20 protein-coding genes are annotated in these 16,427 nt (G+C 41.9%); 9 read left to right on the forward strand and 11 right to left on the reverse strand.

All coding sequences use genetic code 11. The features are described from left to right. Nucleotides 1–43: 43 nt before the first annotated feature. From rnr to secG, 3 genes are all read right to left on the reverse strand, one after another. Nucleotides 44–2,380, reverse strand: coding sequence for a ribonuclease R (gene rnr / locus NSU16_RS16575; RefSeq protein ID WP_010331891.1), 2,337 nt, complete (start codon nt 2,378–2,380; stop codon nt 44–46). Between the two features lie 18 nt (nt 2,381–2,398). Then, on the reverse strand, nt 2,399–3,139 hold the full coding sequence (locus NSU16_RS16580) for a carboxylesterase (protein ID WP_010331892.1): 741 nt from the start codon (nt 3,137–3,139) through the stop codon (nt 2,399–2,401). A gap of 130 nt (nt 3,140–3,269) precedes the next feature. Beyond that, nucleotides 3,270–3,500 carry a preprotein translocase subunit SecG gene (gene secG, locus NSU16_RS16585; protein WP_003220028.1) on the reverse strand — a complete coding sequence of 77 codons (231 nt, stop codon included), beginning with the start codon at nt 3,498–3,500 and terminating at the stop codon, nt 3,270–3,272. Nucleotides 3,501–3,652: 152 nt separating this feature from the next. On the opposite strand from secG, the gene NSU16_RS16590 reads away from it, so the two are divergent. Further along, nucleotides 3,653–4,417 carry an alpha/beta hydrolase gene (locus NSU16_RS16590; protein ID WP_339191533.1) on the forward strand — a complete coding sequence of 255 codons (765 nt, stop codon included), beginning with the start codon at nt 3,653–3,655 and terminating at the stop codon, nt 4,415–4,417. Between the two features lie 43 nt (nt 4,418–4,460). Here the strand turns inward: NSU16_RS16590 and NSU16_RS16595 are convergent, their stop codons facing one another. After that, nucleotides 4,461–4,694 carry a helix-turn-helix domain-containing protein gene (locus tag NSU16_RS16595; RefSeq protein WP_010331894.1) on the reverse strand — a complete coding sequence of 78 codons (234 nt, stop codon included), beginning with the start codon at nt 4,692–4,694 and terminating at the stop codon, nt 4,461–4,463. Nucleotides 4,695–4,846: 152 nt separating this feature from the next. On the opposite strand from NSU16_RS16595, the gene rghR reads away from it, so the two are divergent. The 4 genes from rghR to NSU16_RS16615 all read left to right on the forward strand — a co-directional run bounded on the left by rghR (nt 4,847) and on the right by NSU16_RS16615 (nt 7,950). Beyond that, nucleotides 4,847–5,254 carry a transcriptional repressor RghR gene (gene rghR, locus NSU16_RS16600; RefSeq protein WP_339191535.1) on the forward strand — a complete coding sequence of 136 codons (408 nt, stop codon included), beginning with the start codon at nt 4,847–4,849 and terminating at the stop codon, nt 5,252–5,254. A gap of 28 nt (nt 5,255–5,282) precedes the next feature. Continuing rightward, nucleotides 5,283–5,702, forward strand: a complete 420-nt coding sequence (locus NSU16_RS16605; protein WP_168748757.1) for a helix-turn-helix transcriptional regulator — start codon at nt 5,283–5,285, stop codon at nt 5,700–5,702. 92 nt (nt 5,703–5,794) lie between these two features. Beyond that, nucleotides 5,795–6,121 carry a catDE operon transcriptional regulator CatR gene (gene catR, locus NSU16_RS16610; protein ID WP_168748758.1) on the forward strand — a complete coding sequence of 109 codons (327 nt, stop codon included), beginning with the start codon at nt 5,795–5,797 and terminating at the stop codon, nt 6,119–6,121. 128 nt (nt 6,122–6,249) lie between these two features. Beyond that, nucleotides 6,250–7,950, forward strand: a complete 1,701-nt coding sequence (locus NSU16_RS16615) for a methyl-accepting chemotaxis protein (RefSeq protein WP_339191537.1) — start codon at nt 6,250–6,252, stop codon at nt 7,948–7,950. Nucleotides 7,951–7,994: 44 nt separating this feature from the next. On the opposite strand, the gene NSU16_RS16620 is transcribed toward NSU16_RS16615, so the two are convergent. The 4 genes from NSU16_RS16620 to opuBA are packed head-to-tail and all read right to left on the reverse strand — an operon-like array spanning nt 7,995 to nt 11,436. Continuing rightward, nucleotides 7,995–8,675: an ABC transporter permease gene (locus NSU16_RS16620; RefSeq protein WP_010331899.1), complete on the reverse strand. Its 681-nt coding sequence runs from the start codon at nt 8,673–8,675 to the stop codon at nt 7,995–7,997. Between the two features lie 15 nt (nt 8,676–8,690). Then, complete coding sequence (opuBC, locus tag NSU16_RS16625; RefSeq protein ID WP_339191538.1) at nt 8,691–9,611, reverse strand: choline ABC transporter substrate-binding lipoprotein OpuBC; 921 nt, start codon at nt 9,609–9,611, stop codon at nt 8,691–8,693. An 11-nt stretch (nt 9,612–9,622) separates the two neighbouring features. Beyond that, nucleotides 9,623–10,276 carry a choline ABC transporter permease OpuBB gene (opuBB, locus tag NSU16_RS16630; RefSeq protein WP_339191539.1) on the reverse strand — a complete coding sequence of 218 codons (654 nt, stop codon included), beginning with the start codon at nt 10,274–10,276 and terminating at the stop codon, nt 9,623–9,625. 14 nt (nt 10,277–10,290) lie between these two features. Next, nucleotides 10,291–11,436, reverse strand: coding sequence for a choline ABC transporter ATP-binding protein OpuBA (opuBA, locus tag NSU16_RS16635; protein WP_326331496.1), 1,146 nt, complete (start codon nt 11,434–11,436; stop codon nt 10,291–10,293). Between the two features lie 284 nt (nt 11,437–11,720). Here opuBA and NSU16_RS16640 point away from each other — a divergent pair, with 284 nt between their 5' ends. The 4 genes from NSU16_RS16640 to sdpC all read left to right on the forward strand — a co-directional run bounded on the left by NSU16_RS16640 (nt 11,721) and on the right by sdpC (nt 14,574). Continuing rightward, nucleotides 11,721–12,254, forward strand: a complete 534-nt coding sequence (locus tag NSU16_RS16640; RefSeq protein WP_168748771.1) for a GbsR/MarR family transcriptional regulator — start codon at nt 11,721–11,723, stop codon at nt 12,252–12,254. A 221-nt stretch (nt 12,255–12,475) separates the two neighbouring features. Continuing rightward, nucleotides 12,476–12,952 (forward strand): sporulation-delaying system protein SdpA, encoded by a 477-nt coding sequence (sdpA, locus tag NSU16_RS16645; protein ID WP_326127873.1) that lies wholly within the window; start codon nt 12,476–12,478, stop codon nt 12,950–12,952. Next, the gene (sdpB, locus tag NSU16_RS16650) at nt 12,949–13,920 is read left to right on the forward strand and encodes a sporulation-delaying protein SdpB (RefSeq protein ID WP_339191541.1); all 972 of its coding nucleotides are present in this window, start codon (nt 12,949–12,951) and stop codon (nt 13,918–13,920) included. The genes sdpA and sdpB overlap by 4 nt, the downstream gene beginning before the upstream one ends. Nucleotides 13,921–13,962: 42 nt before the next feature. Further along, on the forward strand, nt 13,963–14,574 hold the full coding sequence (sdpC, locus tag NSU16_RS16655; protein WP_339191543.1) for a sporulation delaying protein SdpC: 612 nt from the start codon (nt 13,963–13,965) through the stop codon (nt 14,572–14,574). A gap of 45 nt (nt 14,575–14,619) precedes the next feature. On the opposite strand, the gene sdpI is transcribed toward sdpC, so the two are convergent. The 3 genes from sdpI to opuCD form a co-directional block, all read right to left on the reverse strand. Further along, the gene (gene sdpI / locus NSU16_RS16660) at nt 14,620–15,243 is read right to left on the reverse strand and encodes an immunity protein SdpI (protein WP_326127876.1); all 624 of its coding nucleotides are present in this window, start codon (nt 15,241–15,243) and stop codon (nt 14,620–14,622) included. Beyond that, nucleotides 15,240–15,512 carry a sporulation delaying system autorepressor SdpR gene (gene sdpR / locus NSU16_RS16665; RefSeq protein ID WP_003243541.1) on the reverse strand — a complete coding sequence of 91 codons (273 nt, stop codon included), beginning with the start codon at nt 15,510–15,512 and terminating at the stop codon, nt 15,240–15,242. The genes sdpI and sdpR overlap by 4 nt, the downstream gene beginning before the upstream one ends. A 219-nt stretch (nt 15,513–15,731) precedes the next feature. Then, on the reverse strand, nt 15,732–16,421 hold the full coding sequence (opuCD, locus tag NSU16_RS16670; RefSeq protein WP_339191545.1) for a glycine betaine/carnitine/choline/choline sulfate ABC transporter permease OpuCD: 690 nt from the start codon (nt 16,419–16,421) through the stop codon (nt 15,732–15,734). Nucleotides 16,422–16,427: the final 6 nt, after the last annotated feature.

Raw genomic sequence — 16,427 nt, forward strand, 5'->3', positions numbered from 1 at the left:
GAAAGCAAATAGAGCACTGCGGCCCTATTTGCTGGTTGAGCTGCTATTTCTTCTTTTTCCGTTTCTGCTTCGGTGCGTTTTGAAAGCCTCGTTTTTTCTTTTTCTTCTTCGGCTTTGTGAACCACTCTCCTTTTTCCTCGGAAGGAGCAGGAGATACAGGCGTATTTGTGCTTAACACGCGTTTTCTGGCAGGTTTTCCGCGTTTTCGGCTGCGGCTGTCCATTTCTCTCGGACGACGCGGGGTGCCTTTCATACCGACGATCTCGAAGTCAATATTGCGCTCGTCTTTATTGACGTCAACGACTTTGACTGTAATTTCATCCCCGATACGGAACACATTCCCCGTCCGTTCGCCGATCATCGCAAAATGCTGCTCGTCAAAGCGATAATAGTCATCCGTCATAAAGCTGACGTGGACGAGTCCTTCAATTGTATTCGGCAGCTCGACAAACATCCCGAAGTTTGTCACAGAGCTGATCATGCCGTCAAATTCTTCACCAATTTTATCAAGCATATATTCCGCTTTTTTCAAATCATCTGTTTCACGCTCTGCGTCAACTGCACGGCGTTCCATTGATGAAGTATGTTCAGCGATATCCGGAAGTCGTTCAGCCCACTTCTCCTGTGTCGCTTCATCGACTTTGCCGTTGATTAAGTACGTTCTGATCAAACGGTGAACGATCAAATCCGGATAACGGCGGATCGGCGATGTGAAATGGGTATAGAATTCCGTTGACAGGCCAAAGTGCCCCAAGCTTTGCGGATCATATTTCGCCTGTTTCATGGAACGAAGCATGACAGTAGAAATCACTGTTTCCTCCGGTCTGTCACGAACAGCGTCAAGAATGCTTTGCAGCGCGCGCGGATGAATATTTCCCGCTGTACCTTTTACAACATAGCCAAATGTCGTCACAAACTCTAAAAACTTTTGCAGTTTTTCAGCATTGGGCTCTTCATGTATCCGGTAAATAAACGGAACGTTCATCCAATGGAAATGCTCTGCAACAGTTTCGTTCGCAACAAGCATAAATTCTTCAATCAGTTTTTCGGCGACAGAGCGTTCTCTGATCACAACGTCCTTGACCGCGCCTTCTTCATCAACAAGCACCTTTGCTTCTTTGAAGTCAAAATCAACGGCGCCACGGTTCATCCGCTTTTCGCGAAGAATTTCTGCCAGTCGCTCCATGTCTTTGAACATCGGCACAAGCGGTTCGTATTTTTGTTTTAATTCTTCATCATCATCAACAAGAATTTGATTCACATCGGAATATGTCATTCTTTCCGTTGTTTTGATGACGCTTTGGAAGATTTCGTGCTCTGTGACTTCACCCTGGCTGTTAATGGTCATTTCACAAGAAAGTGTCAGGCGGTCAACCTTCGGATTTAATGAACAAATACCATTTGACAGTCTGTGCGGAATCATCGGAATCACACGGTCAACCAAATACACACTCGTTCCTCTTTCCATCGCTTCTTTGTCAATCGGCGAATTTTCAGTCACGTAATGGCTGACGTCGGCAATGTGAACGCCAAGCTTATAGCTGCCGTCATCCAGCTTTGTCACTGTAACCGCGTCATCCAGGTCCTTCGCGTCTGCTCCATCAATGGTAACAATGACCTGATCACGGAGATCACGGCGGTCTTTCAGATCTTTTTCATCAATCGTATCAGGCGTGCTTGTCGCTTGTTCCATTGCGTCGGCAGGGAATTCTCCCGGCAGGCCGTGCTTATGGATGACCGATAAAATATCAATGCCCGGATCATTTTTATGGCCGAGAATGGATTCAATCTCACCCTCTGCGTTCATGCGGCCTTCAGGGTAGCTGGTCAGCTTAACAACAACCTTATGTCCTTCAGCCGCTCCGTTTTTCCCGCTATTAGGAATAAATATATCGCTTGTGATTTTTTTGTCATCCGGAATCACAAAACCGAAGTTTTTTGTTTCTGTATACGTTCCGACAACACGCTGAATCGCCCTTTCTAAAATGCGTATGACGGTGCCCTCTTGTCTGGAGCCGCTTGACTGCGAATTCAGGCGTACCATTACGATATCGCCGTTCATAGCTGTATTTAGCTCATTAGGCGGAATAAACACATCGCTTAACGATGTATCCTCAGGCAGCAAAAAGGCAAATCCCTTCGGATGCGCTGAAAGCTTTCCTTTAATTAAATTCATTTTTTCCGGAATGCCATAACGGTCGCTTCTCGTCCGCACGATAAGCCCTTTTTCTTCCAGCGCAACCAGCGCTTTGACGAGCTCTTTAAATTCCTCGGCTTCCGTAATCTGTAACATCTCCTCAAGTTCCTGAACAGTCAGAGGCTTATATGCCTCTTCCTTCATAAACGAGAGAAGCTTATCCATAAATGCTTCTTTTTCCATCATCCGACCTCCTGTTAGTTACCAATCCAGCTTCTCTAAAAATTCATACACATCCTGATGTACGATGTCCCGTTCCTTGTCCAGCGTGATAACATGGCCTGATTCCTCATACCATTTCAGCTGTTTATCGTCAGTTTCCACTTCATTATAAATAATATTGGCACTTTCGGTATTAATCATGTGATCATGACGGGCTTGCACAACAAATGTCGGAGAATAAATCATATCGACATTCTTTCGCACATCGGCAATCAAGTCTTGCAGCGCCTTAAGGGTTTTCATCGGCGTTTTTTCAAATTCCTTCATTTCCTCTTCTATTTGTTCCGGGCTTTTCCCCTCGAATTTTTTGTAATTGCGCGCATAGGAAAGGACGCCCTGATACATGACCTCTTCGCTTTTGATATGCATTGGCGCGCACATTGGAACAATTCCCTTTATGGGTACAGTGTAACCCAATTTCAGCGAAAAAACCCCGCCAAGCGACAGTCCGCAGGCAGCAATGTTCTCATAGCCTTCAGATTTTAAATAATCATAGCCATCCATGACGTTTTTCCACCAGTCTTCCGGCCCCGTATGTACCAATTCTTCAGGAGGAACGCCGTGTCCTTCATATTGTGGCGCGTGGCACGTATAGCCTCGTTCATTCAAATAACGTCCCAGCATTCTCACATCCGCTGTATTCCCTGTAAAGCCGTGCAGCAGAAGCACCGCTTTGTCTCCGCCTTTAAATGTAAATGGTTTTGGTGTCACAACTTTCATGCTCATTTCTCCCTTTCTTTCTGCACGATCATTTTAGTTTTCCACAGTTTGATCAGAAAAAAACGCTCTGATATCAGCCAGAAACGTGAAAAAGGCCTGACTTTACATCAGACCTTATACAAACATTGCCCTATAGGATATAAGCAAGCGCAATCGTCAACACGAAAAACAAGACTGCCAGCACAACCGTAATGCGGTGCAGAATCAAATCAAGACCTCTTGCTTTTTGTTTCCCGAAGAGCTGCTCCGCTCCGCCTGAAATCGCACCAGATAATCCGGCGCTTTTACTGGATTGAAGCAAAACGACAATAATAAGTGCAATACTGACGATAACCAATAAGGTAATCAAAACCGCGTGCATCCCTTACACCTCCAGACTCACTGGCCTACATTACTTCTATTTTACATGAAAAGGTTTGGCATGTCACGCCGTATCAGACGCCAAAAGGCCGGATAAGACATTTTGTTTTGGTTAGCCTATTCATATGAATTGAGCGAAAAAGGAGAACAGCAATGCCGATCGTCAGCACAGTCAATAAGAAACAACTATATTATGAGGAATATGGACAGGGAATCCCTGTCATTTTTATTCACCCGCCAGGCATGGGACGCAAGGTTTTTTATTATCAGCGCCTTCTGGCGAATCATTTCAGGGTGATATTTCCCGATTTAAGCGGTCATGGCGACAGCGATCACGCAGACCAGCAAATCTCGATTTCCTATTACGCAAACGAGATCGTGCAATTTATGGATCGTTTGCACATTGATCAGGCTGCAGTATTCGGGTATTCCGCCGGCAGCTTAATTGCACAGCACATTGGCTTCACCCGGCCGGACAAAGTGTCTCATTTGGTGTTGACCGGCGCTTACCCCGCTGTTCATACCATGGTCGGTCAGCAGCTTCACAAAATGGGAATGTATCTTCTTGAAAAAAATCCCGGCATGCTGATGAAAATCATCGCCAGCAGCCATACGAAAAACAGACAGCTCCGAAATCTATTAACGAGTCATATGATGAAAGCTGATCTTGGCCATTGGTATCAATATTATCAGGATTCGCTCCGCTACAGCTGCCTTGGACAATTGCGCCGTTTTAACATGCCGATGCTGTTTATGTATGGCGGCCTGCGCGACTGGACCTTTACACATGCAGGCTATTACCGGAAAGCATGCAGCCACGCTGAATTTTTCAGGTTGGAATATCAGGGCCATCAGCTGCCGACAAAGCAATGGAAAACTTGTAATGAACTTGTGACGGGTTTTGTATTGACACATTAATCAAAGGCTTAGAAAACGCTTGGTTTCCCCAGGCGTTTTTGCATCATTGACTTTTGTCAATGAAATCATAGTAAAAAAGATCCTCAAACTTCAAGTCAAAATAGTGAAGCATTTTTCCGATCACAAGCTGTCCCGGCCGTCTTTCTCCATTCAGCACACGGCTCAGTGTGGCGGGTGAGACTCCGATTTCCAGCGCAAGCTGATTGAGGGAATAATCGTTATTGACCATATACTGCAATACATAATCACGTCTAATCTGTATCTTTTCTACTGGCACTTTCCTCACCTTCCGTTCATGAAAAAACTTTTTTCTATACATTTACATTACGGCGTTTGTTAACTTTTGTCAATACATTTCCAGCCTCCCTATTCCCTTTAGTCAATAAACATACTAAAATATGAGTAACAGTGAGGGACGGGGTGAGACATATGGAAAGCTTTGGCGAACAATTACGGGCATTGCGTGAGGAGAGAAAGTTAACCGTCAACCAACTGGCGACTTATTCCGGTGTAAGTGCGGCCGGCATCTCCAGAATTGAAAACGGCAAACGCGGCGTTCCTAAACCTGCCACCATCAAAAAACTGGCGGAAGCCTTAAAAATTCCTTATGAAGGGCTTATGTATAAAGCGGGATATATCGAAGAGGTTCATGAAGCCAGAGCGCCTTATGAAACGAAGTGCCAGCTGCTTGAAAAGGCGGAGGCTTATAACCTGAAAAATCTTGCCCTTCTTGAGAGTGAAAAATGGCAGTATCTCAATAAAGAGGATTTGCTCATGCTGGATCATTATTTCTCCTTTATTTCAGACGAAGCCAAAAAACGATCTGCTGATCAATAACTCTTAGTAGAAATGCGAGGCGATTATCATGTCAACATTCGGACAGGAATTAAGGGCGCTGCGCCGCGCCCGCAAACTAACAGTGAACCAGCTTGCAGTGTATTCGGGCATCAGCTCAGCGACCATCTCAAAAATAGAAAACGGCAAGCGCGGCACACCGAAGCCCGCGACCATAAAAAAGCTCGCAGCTGTGCTGAAAATACCGCACGAAAACCTGATGGCAGCTGCAGGGCACATCACCGCTTTTCCTGAAGAAATTCGAGAGGCTTCGGAAGGCTATCAGTCTATTTATGCGATTTATCAGACAGCAGTCACTCGCGGAGCGGGGAACCTGTCTCTTTTTAACAGCAAGGAATGGAAACACCTCTCAAAAAAGGATATTGAAAATCTCAGCAAATACTTCGATTTTTTAGCTTCCGAAGCGAAAAAACGCTCTTCTTCCACGTGATCCTCTGCATCTCTTTCCGCATTTTATCAATCACGCATGCATACGTTCCCTCGTTATTTGCGTTATAATAATGACATACGAGGTGAAAAAGTATGAACCAATCAGAAATGTGTCCTAGATTTGAAAAAGCAGTCGACATCTTGAGCAAACGCTGGGTTGCTTTAATCGTTTTTCAACTGTTGAACGGTCAGCAGCGATTTAGCGAAATAGAAGCAGCACTTCCAAATCTAAGCGGCAGAGTTCTGTCAGAAAGGCTGAAAGAACTTGAGCAAGAAGGAGTGGTTAAACGGGACGTCATCCCCGAAACTCCGGTTCGCATCGAATATTCATTAACCGACAAAGGAATGGCGTTAGCGCCCATTCTGGGTGAAATCTCCAAATGGGCGACTGAATGGATTGACCCTTCCTTTCATATGTAATTGCTAAAACGGTTCTGATCTCAAAGGAGAGAAGAGCCGTTTTTTATTTTTTATTTCCAGGTGAAAAAACAATTTCTCAGCCGATATATAGTACATCACATCACTTTTTTTAAAAGGAGAACACTTATATGCGACTGACGATTTCCCGCAAATTCAGCCTGGTATTTTTGACACTAATCCTCATCAATCTGCTTACAGGCGGAATAGGCGCTTTCAATATGCAGCACATCATCAAAAAGACAGATGAAATCAACACAAAATGGATAGACGGCATTAAAGAAATCACATCTATTAATTATTTGACAGAGCACCTTTCCGCTACGGAAAAAGATTTCCTGATTTATACAGACAAAGACAAAATGGATACGCTGGAACAAGATATGAACCAGATCCTTAAGGATATCAATGAAAAGCTTGATAACTATGAAAAAACAATCTCTAACGACAAAGAACGCAGCATTTTCGAACAGCTCAAGACTGAAGTCAACTCATATACGAATATTCATAACCAGATTTTAGAGAGCGGACGCACGAATGATATAGATAAAGCAAGGGGTTTATTGGTACAGACTGAAGCAAGCTTTGAGGATATGAAAAAATCAATCACTGAACTGGTTGACTTTAATAAAGAAGGCAGCAACACGGCAGTGAAAGAAACCAAGGACGTTTATTATAAAGGCCTCATTTACACGGCTTTGCTTCTGGCAGCTTCCATCGTCATCAGCATATGTATTTGGCTTTATATCAATCGCAGCATTGTAAAACCGATTATTCGAATGAAATCATCTGCGAATGAAATCGCCGAGGGCAATCTGTCAAATGACATAGAGCCGCTGGCCTCAAAAGACGAGCTTGGCGATCTGAACGAAGCGCTTCAGAAAATGGTAGGGAATTTAAGAGATATCGTCGGGTATTCAAAAGAAATTTCCACCCGCGTGCTTTCTTCATCACAAGTGCTGACCACTGCAACGAATGAAACAAGAACCGGCAGCAGGCATATTACCGAAACGATGAACGAAATGGCTGAAGGCTCCGAGCAGCAGGCGCAAGACGCTGTGACGATTGCCGAATCAATGAATGAATTTACAGAAAGCATTGATAAAGCCTACAATCACGGCATGACGATCAGCGATACGTCTCAAAACGTTCTCGAACTCGCCGTAAACGGAAACGAAAATATGAATACGTCAGTGCAGCAAATGAATACGATACATCATATCGTTCAGGAAGCCGTTCACAAAGTGAGATCGCTGGAACAGCATTCACAGGACATCAACAAGCTTGTTCAGGTCATCAACGGCATTGCCGAGCAAACGAACTTACTGTCACTTAATGCCGCAATTGAGGCAGCCCGCGCAGGAGAAAGCGGCAAAGGCTTCGCTGTTGTGGCTGAAGAGGTCCGAAAGCTAGCAGACGGCGTATCTGACTCCGTTCAGGATATCACTAAAATAGTAGGCGGCACACAGCAGGAGATCAACACTGTCATTCAGTACCTGGAAAGCAGCTTTACCGAAGTAGAAAAAGGTACCGAAAACCTGACTGACACCGGACAGGCCATGCAGAACATTAAGCAATCGGTCACCTATGTAGCGGATAGCATTAAGGAAGTAACGGACGGATTAAAGCAGTTAACAAACCAATCGATCACAATTAACCAATCGATTGAAAATATCGCCTCCGTTTCTGAAGAATCCGCCGCCGGCATTGAAGAAACATTTTCCATTACCGAGCAATCCGCCCATTCAATGGATCAAGTGCTTCAAAATGCTGAGGAGCTTGAGCGTTTGGCGAAAGAACTTAATGAGAAAATGGATCAGTTTACAATTTAAATATGAAAAAAGAGGCTGGAATCATCCAAGCCTCTTTTTTGTTCCTATGCAGCTGTTTGAATACGTCTCACCTTGGTTCTTTTTTTCTTAACCGGATGTAACGCCCGCTCCAGCCAAGCCATGAGCAAATCAGCCGCAACCGCCATTACAGCAGTCGGAATCGCGCCTGCTAGAATAATCGCCGTTCCGTTTGTGGCGTTTGACCCGCGGACAATCATATCCCCAAGGCCGCCAGCGCCGACAAATGTGCCGATGGCTGTAATGCCGATGGCGATGACGAGAGCCGTTCGAAGGCCTGCCATAATGACAGAAAGCGCGAGCGGGAGCTCAACCATCCGAAGAATCTGGAATTTCGTCATCCCCATCGCTTTTCCTGATTCTAAGGTTGCGTGTTCAATGCTGACAATGCCTGTGTACGTGTTTCGGATAATCGGAAGCAGGGAATACAAAAATAATGATAAAATCACGGTGTTTGCACCGAGCCCCATAACAAGCATCAAGACTGCCAGCATGGCGAGCGCCGGAATCGTCTGAATGACATTTGTAACGGCGAATACCCAACCTGACAAGCGGCGGAAATGCGCAATGAGAATCCCCACCGGAACACCGACAACAGCGGCAAACAAGACGCCGTAAGCCGACATGAGAAAATGGCGGCCGAATTCTTCTATGACGTAGCTGCCGTTCTGTGCATAATACGACATTAACTGTTCAAGCACATTCATTGGTCAATCCCCCTTTCACGATTCGAAGTAGTGATGCTTTTGCAAATATTCCTTGGCAACGACAGACGGTTCTTTTAGGTTACCGTCGACTTCATAGTTGAGCTCCTGCATCGTGGCTGTATCGATTTTTCCGATCATTTTTTGAATGATGCTTTCCAGTTCAGGATGTTCCTTCAGCACCTGTTCCGGAACAACCGGAGAGCAGTCGTACGGCGGGAAAAATTGTTTATCATCCTTTAGCATTTTGAGATCATAGGACTTAATTCTCCCGTCCGTGGAGTAAGCGAGGACAATGTCCATTTTTCCGCTTTTTACCGCGTCATACACAAGCCCGATCTGCATTGGATACGTGCCGCCGAATGTCATGCCGTAGGTTTTCGTAAAATCCTGATAGCCGTTCCCCTTCAGCTTCATCCAATAGTTGTCGACGCCCAGCTTTAATTGCGGCGCCCATTTTTTGACGTCTGATACGTTTTCTAAATGATATTGGTCCGCAAGCTTCTTGCTGACGGTAAAGGCATACGTATTATCAAACCCGTAGGAGCCATACCATTTTAAATCATATCTTTTTTTAAACTCCCGCTGTGTCAGCGCCAGCGCTTTGTCCGGATCTTTTTCAGGTTTCATCCTCAGCGTGCCTGTCAGCGCGTCACCTGTATATCTTGTGGCCGCTATATCGATTTCTCCGTTCAATAAGGCCTGCTGCTGTACCGCGTTGGAGCCTAGATTTTTAATGGTCGTTGTTTTTAGATCCGTATGGTGTTCGATCAGCTGGCCAAGCATGCTGGCGATGATTTCTGATTCACTCATGCTTTGCGCGCCGATTTTAATGGTCTGGTCTGAAGCGGCGCTGAGACCTGGAAGCGAACAGCCGCTTAGCATCAGCATTACTGCGAGCGGTAAACCGATCATCCACTTGAGATATTTTCTTTTCATGAGCCACCTCCTTATGAAACTTCCTTTAATCTCTGCATGCCGGCAGGTGTCAGTTTTCGTTCAGTTACTGACAGCACATAATCAATGACAATCGCCAATATCGTGACAGGAACCGCTCCTCCGATGATATATTCCGGCTGATATAAATTCAGGCCGATGAAAATATAATCACCCAATCCGCCGCCGCCGATAAAGGACGCAAGCGTCGCCCATCCGATTAAATAAATCGTAGATGTTCTGATCCTCGCCATGATGACGGGCGCGGCAAGCGGCAGTTCTACGAGGCGAATCTGTTCAGCAGCCGTCATCCCGATGCCTTTTCCTGATTCAAGCAGATTTTTGTTAACGCCGCGAATCCCGGTATACGTGTTGCGCAGGATCGGCAAAACGGAATAGAAAAACAAGGCCGCAATAGCCGGGACTTTTCCGACTCCCAAGAGCGGGATAAAGAAAGCGAGGATTGCCAGACTAGGCAGCGTCTGAATGATATTTACAATACCGATAATGGTGCCGGCTCCTTTTTTCATTCTGGTCAGCACAACCCCAAGGGGCACAGCGGCAGCAATGCCTAAAATGACGGCGATGAGAGAAATGGTGATATGCTCATATGTTTTGTAAAGCAGCTCGCCCCCGTTGGTTTGCAAAAATTCAATAATATGATTCACGTCTTACAACCTCCCTATGACAATATTGCGAGCTGTTTTTCTTCTCCCCAGATAGACTCATATACAATGTCAACCAGGCTCGCTCTCGTCACAATTCCTATTAAACGGCGGTCTTCATCTACAACCGGCACATACTTTACACCCCGTTTTAAAATTTTGTGTACTGTATCCCGCAGCAGTGTGCCCCCCAATACGGTGTAGATGTCTTGATGCAGGACCTCGCCTACCAGATTGGCTTTCTTCCGGCATTGATCAATGATTTCCACATCCACATAGCCTAGAAGAACATGGCTGTCATCTACAACCAGCAGCGAGTCGACACGCTTCTGCCTCATCAGCTGGATCGCTTCAGAGAGCGTTTTATCTGCCGTAATGGTCACCGGGTGTGTACTCATCATTTGATCAACCCGCTCAACTTCAGGACTTGATGACTGAATCAGGCGCTCCTTGCCGATAAATTCCTCAACAAATTCGTTTGCCGGATTTCTCAGAATATCATCAGGCGTTCCGACCTGAACAATCTCTCCGCCTTTTAAAATGACAATCCGGTCTGCAAGCTTAATCGCTTCATCCATATCATGGGTAACAAATACGATGGTTTTATGTAAGGTTTTTTGCAGTTTTTTAAATTCTTCCTGAAGGGAATCCCGCGTAATCGGGTCAAGCGCCCCAAACGGTTCATCCATTAAGATAAGCGGCGGTTCCGCGGCAAGTGCCCGTAATACACCTATTCGCTGCTGCTGTCCCCCGCTTAATTCATGAGGATAACGGTCTAAATAGTCAGGTCCCATATCGACCAATTTTAAAAGCTCACGCGCACGTTCTTTCCGCTGCTGCTCCGGCCATTTCAGCAGCTTAGGCACAAGTGAAATGTTCTGCTGAATGGTCATATGGGGGAACAGACCGATCTGCTGAATGACATAGCCGATCTTACGCCTGAGTTCTACCGGGTTTTGTTCCATAATGTTCTCGCCGTCAATAAAAATCTGGCCGGCTGACGGCTCAATTAATCGATTAATCATTTTCATCGTTGTCGTTTTTCCGCAGCCGCTTGGACCGATAAAACAGATAAATTCACCTTTTTCAATCTCCAGATTCACGCTGTTCACAGCTTTTTTGCCGCCCTTATATGTTTTCGAGACATTTTGTAATGTCAGCAAACATCGCACCTCCAATATTAAATTCATTCAATTCGTTCAATTCATATTTAATTTTTCAGACAATTGAATGCTTCTCATTATAGAATAAAGTTTATAAAATAAAAAGTTTACAATTTGTTCATATTATTTATAAAGTATGTGTAAGCCCTGATTTACCCGTATTGACCGGTAATGATCTCCTTATTGCTCCAATTTCCTGCCAAATTCTATGGTTACAGCATTTCCGCCGCATCAAAAATGTGGTATATTGACATCGGAATTGTAAGCTGAAAGGATTGAAACTGTTGGAGAAAGATCCGTTAACGATAATTGAACAGACTGAAGACCACCTCATAGAAAGAATCGCGGAAAACATGCAAGCATTTGGAATGCCCTCTACCGTTGGCCGTGTGCTGGGCATTATTTATATGAATCGCAAGCCGATGACGCTGACGGAATTATCAGATGCGACTGGCATGAGCAAAACGCGAATGAGCCAGGTCGTGCGGGACATGCTCGATGCCAACATCGCCGAGAAGGTGTTCGAAAAGGGCGTGCGAAAAGACTTATACGATGTTGAAGAGGATTACTACCAAACCTTTATCACACTGTTTACAGCCACTTGGAGCAAAGTCGTCAGCAAAAATAAAATGATGCATAAAAAACTCAACCGGGAGCTGCTCAGTATCTTGGATGAAGAGCTTTCTCCTGAAGCGGAAGAAAAGGTGAATGAGCTGTTGAAGGAATTAAAGGAATGGCTCGACTATTACAATTGGCTCGGCCGTCTGATTGAATTTTTTGAGAGTGAAGAGATTTTTAAATATGTACCGAAACCGTAAAAAGTTCCCAAATTCAATTCTGGGAACTTTTTTAAGTCCAATCCAAATGGTTGCATATCAAACTTCAAGACAACAAACAAAATAATGCATAATTTACATTAATTTATTTATTATCCATTTTTTGTTGATTATTCTGACTAGCTATTATATAATCTTTTTGAAATGATTATATTAGCTTAGAGGAGGTAATCTAAATCAAAAAAAAGGGAATTATAACTGTAATGACTATATGTTTCCTATTATTTTCTTCTTATTACTTTAGTAATATTTCACCTCAGAATCCACTGTTCAAAAAAAATTTTTTGCAACAATTGTCTCCCCAAGGCTTTGGCTTTTATAGTAAAAGCCCTACTGAAGAAAACATTTCATTTCACACAAAAGAAAATTTAAAGTTACCTAATGCACTTCCCAATAATTTTTTGGGGATAAAAAGAGAAGGAAGAGTTCAGGCAATAGAATTAGGCAAAATTGTAGAGAATATCGATCCAAAGAATTGGAAAACTTGTGAAAACAACAACTCCTGCACAAATTTAGAGAAACAAATAAAACCTATTAAGGTTAAAAAAAATGAAGATTATACACATCTTAGCAAAGGAGAATACCTAATATATCGCCAAAAACCACTCTCATGGTATTGGATAGACTTTAAACAAACTACCTCTTTTGAAAGAAAGGTGCTAAAAATAAAAATAGTATGAAGATATTAAATAGTTTAGAAGGTTATATTGACACCTATAATCCATGGAAAAATACATATGCACTTTTTAGAAGTTTACTTGGTTTCTCAACATTACTAGTACTATTATTTAATAGTACTGATATTTTATTTAGTTATAGTGCAAATAATGTCACATGTGAAAATGTCTATATCCCTACCGCCTTTTGTTTTGCTAAAGAATATAGTATTAATTTTGAGATTATAAGATACTTAATGATTTTTATATTAACCTTAGTGGTTATAGGATGGAGACCTAGATTTACCGGTTTATTTCACTGGTATATTTGCTATAGTATTCAAACTTCAGCTTTAACTATCGATGGTGGAGAGCAAATTGCAACTGTTCTTTCTTTTCTTATATTACCTGTTACATTATTAGATTCAAGGCGTAATCATTGGAATATAAAGAAAAAAAATAATGAATCTTTCACAAAGAAGACAGTATTGTTTTATATAATGACAATAATTAAAATTCAAGTTTTTATAATTTATTTAAACGCAGCTTTAGAGCGATTGAAAAATAAAGAGTGGGCAGAAGGAACAGCAATTTATTATTTCTTTTCTGATCCGGTGTTTGGATTACCTGAATATCAACTTAACTTATTGAATCCACTACTTGAAAGCAATTTTATTGTTGTTATCACTTGGTTAGTAACTATTTTTGAGCTGTTCTTAGCAGCAAGTATAATTTCAAATATCAGAATAAAGGGAATTGCGCTTGTTTCAGGAATATTATTTCATATCGGGATAATATTCAGCATTGGTATTGTAAGTTTTGGCTTGATCATGATATCAGCATTAATTATATATCTGCATCCTGTACAACAAAATATCACTATGAATTGGTGTTCTCCTTTATTTAAATATATATATGTAAAAGGAAAGAGAAATTTCAAAAGAATAGGAGGTGAATCAGTCAAGTTCCTTACAAAATTGTTTCATAACTAACATTTAGATAATGGAGAAATAACTTAATGGAGGTATAATAATTTGAAAAGTAAATTACTTAGGCTATTGATTGTTTCCATGGTGACGATATTGGTTTTTTCATTAGTAGGATTCTCTAAGGAGTCAAGTACATCTGCTAAAGAAAACAATACATTTTCTGGAGAAGATTACTTTAGAGGACTTTTATTTGGACAAGGGGAAGTTGGTAAATTAATTTCAAACGATTTAGACCCTAAACTCGTAAAAGAGGCAAATAGTACAGAAGGTAAAAAGTTAGTAAATGATGTAGTCAAATTTATAAAAAAAGATCAACCACAATATATGGATGAATTGAAACAATCGATTGACAGCAAAGACCCTAAAAAACTCATTGAAAATATGACAAAAGCAGACCAACTTATCCAAAAATATGCTAAGAAAAATGAAAACGTAAAATACTCTTCTAATAAAGCAACTCCATCTTGTGGGCTTTATGCCGTCTGTGTAGCAGCTGGATATTTATATGTTGTGGGCGTTAACGCAGTTGCATTACAAACAGCTGCCGCGGTAACAACTGCAGTGTGGAAATACGTTGCCAAATATTCCTCTTCAGCTTCTAATAATTCTGATTTAGAAGCGGCTGCTGCAAAAACCCTAAAATTGATTCATCAATAATCCATTTAATTGAGTGTCTTGCGGATTGCTCCGCAAGACACTTTTTCATCGTGAACCGTTTAATTTTTTGTAATAAAGATATGAAGCTAGTGTTGAAATAACTAATGCTAGAAGAACTAGCACAATCATAATAAGAATTATATATTCTCCTGTAAAAAATGAAAGAACAGCTATTATAAAACCACACACTACAAGTACTTTAGAGGCAAAGCGATTTCCCAGTTTCCAAACAGTCTCATCTTTTAATGTCCAAGGTGTCCTCAATCCAATAAGATGGTTTTGTTCTGCTAGCTGCATTGAATTTCCACCAATAATTAAAAAGATACCAACACCAATCCCTATTATTAAATCAATATTCAGTTCGTATCCTATACTTATCAATAGAGTTGAGAGTTGTAGAATATATAAAAGGATTAACATATTATTAGAAGCTAGGAAAAGCAATGCTTTATTTTTTTTCGTAGACTTAATAGTTAACATATAAAAAGTAAGATAATAAATAAGCATAACAACAGGTATAATAAATATTGTTAAAGGTTTAGATACAATTGCAGCCGGTTTATTTCCTGACCATTGTATCGGTATTTCTTCTGGAAGGTATTGATATAATATAATTGAAGTCAAGAAACTCAAACATACAATAATTATGGAAATTATGTTTTTCTTCATAAATCGTTATCCCCTTTATTTATAAAGTTAAGCATCCAATTTATTGAGTCTTGAAGTACTGTTGTATTTAGAGAGTAATAAATAAATTGTCCTTTGCGGTGGTCACTTATGACTTCCGCTTGCTTTAAAATATTCAAGTGGTGCGAAATACTCGGTTTGCTGATATTAAAATGCTCAGCAATATCTCCCGCAGTCATATCCCCTCCTTTTAACAAATCCAAAATTTTTCTCCTTGTTGGATCTGATATAGCTTTGAAAACATTATTCATAGCGTTTTCTCCTTTACAAAAAAACATTTAGACATTTAGGTATTTGTATAAATGTATTATTATTATAACTTGAAACTTTTTTAAAAACAACCCTCAAATTGGTTATATTATTTGATATTTGTTTTTTTTCAAATACTTGGATGATATAAACACTGGAAAATATGTTTAACAGATACTAACACATGTTGTTTATTTTAAAAAAAACCACCTCGGTTGTATTTAAATAGAGGTGGTTTTTCTATCAGCTATAATAAAATTTCCTTTTTTCTTTTTCATCGGGCTTAACGTGCGTTCAAGCCAGCCCATGACCAAATCAGCTATCACCGCCATAAGGGCTGTCGGGATCGCACCAGCTAATATAATCGCGGTCCCGTTTGTTGCGTTAGATCCCCTGACGATGATGTCTCCGAGGCCTCCGGCGCCGACAAATGTCCCGATGGCTGTAATGCCGATGGCAATAACGAGCGCGGTGCGAAGGCCGGCCATAATGACAGAAAGCGCCAGCGGAAGCTCGACCATTCGCAGCACTTGAAACTTTGTCATGCCCATCGCTTTTCCGGATTCAAGATAGGCATGTTCAATGCTGACAATGCCTGTATACGTATTTCTGATGATCGGCAGCAGTGAATAAAGAAATAACGATAAAATGACCGTATTGGCGCCAAGCCCCATCACTAGCATCAGCACGGCCAGCATGGCGAGTGCCGGCACCGTCTGGATCACGTTCGTGACGGCGAAAACCCAGCCGCTTAATGTTCGATATCTGGCAATCAGGATGCCAAGCGGAATACCGACGATGGCCGCAAACAAAACGCCGTACACCGACATCAGAAAATGGCGGTAAAACTCTTGCAGCACATAACCGCCGTTTTGCGAATAGTAAGTGCCAAGCTGCTGTAATACTTCCATTTAATC

Source organism: Bacillus sp. FSL K6-1003, from assembly GCF_037964945.1.
GTDB lineage: Bacteria > Bacillota > Bacilli > Bacillales > Bacillaceae > Bacillus > Bacillus mojavensis.

Bases quoted from the DNA above. Each gene is read 5' to 3' on its own strand.
- NSU16_RS16590 (WP_339191533.1), top strand. From the start codon at position 3,653: ATGCCGATCGTCAGCACAGTCAATAAGAAACAACTATATTATGAGGAA.
- catR (WP_168748758.1), top strand. From the start codon at position 5,795: ATGAACCAATCAGAAATGTGTCCTAGATTTGAAAAAGCAGTCGACATC.
- rnr (WP_010331891.1), bottom strand. From the start codon at position 2,380: ATGGAAAAAGAAGCATTTATGGATAAGCTTCTCTCGTTTATGAAGGAA.
- sdpA (WP_326127873.1), top strand. From the start codon at position 12,476: ATGACTATATGTTTCCTATTATTTTCTTCTTATTACTTTAGTAATATT.
- secG (WP_003220028.1), bottom strand. From the start codon at position 3,500: ATGCACGCGGTTTTGATTACCTTATTGGTTATCGTCAGTATTGCACTT.
- opuBC (WP_339191538.1), bottom strand. From the start codon at position 9,611: ATGAAAAGAAAATATCTCAAGTGGATGATCGGTTTACCGCTCGCAGTA.
- opuCD (WP_339191545.1), bottom strand. From the start codon at position 16,421: ATGGAAGTATTACAGCAGCTTGGCACTTACTATTCGCAAAACGGCGGT.
- NSU16_RS16580 (WP_010331892.1), bottom strand. From the start codon at position 3,139: ATGAAAGTTGTGACACCAAAACCATTTACATTTAAAGGCGGAGACAAA.
- sdpI (WP_326127876.1), bottom strand. From the start codon at position 15,243: ATGAAGAAAAACATAATTTCCATAATTATTGTATGTTTGAGTTTCTTG.
- rghR (WP_339191535.1), top strand. From the start codon at position 4,847: ATGGAAAGCTTTGGCGAACAATTACGGGCATTGCGTGAGGAGAGAAAG.
- NSU16_RS16605 (WP_168748757.1), top strand. From the start codon at position 5,283: ATGTCAACATTCGGACAGGAATTAAGGGCGCTGCGCCGCGCCCGCAAA.
- NSU16_RS16620 (WP_010331899.1), bottom strand. From the start codon at position 8,675: ATGAATGTGCTTGAACAGTTAATGTCGTATTATGCACAGAACGGCAGC.
- NSU16_RS16615 (WP_339191537.1), top strand. From the start codon at position 6,250: ATGCGACTGACGATTTCCCGCAAATTCAGCCTGGTATTTTTGACACTA.
- sdpR (WP_003243541.1), bottom strand. From the start codon at position 15,512: ATGAATAATGTTTTCAAAGCTATATCAGATCCAACAAGGAGAAAAATT.
- sdpB (WP_339191541.1), top strand. From the start codon at position 12,949: ATGAAGATATTAAATAGTTTAGAAGGTTATATTGACACCTATAATCCA.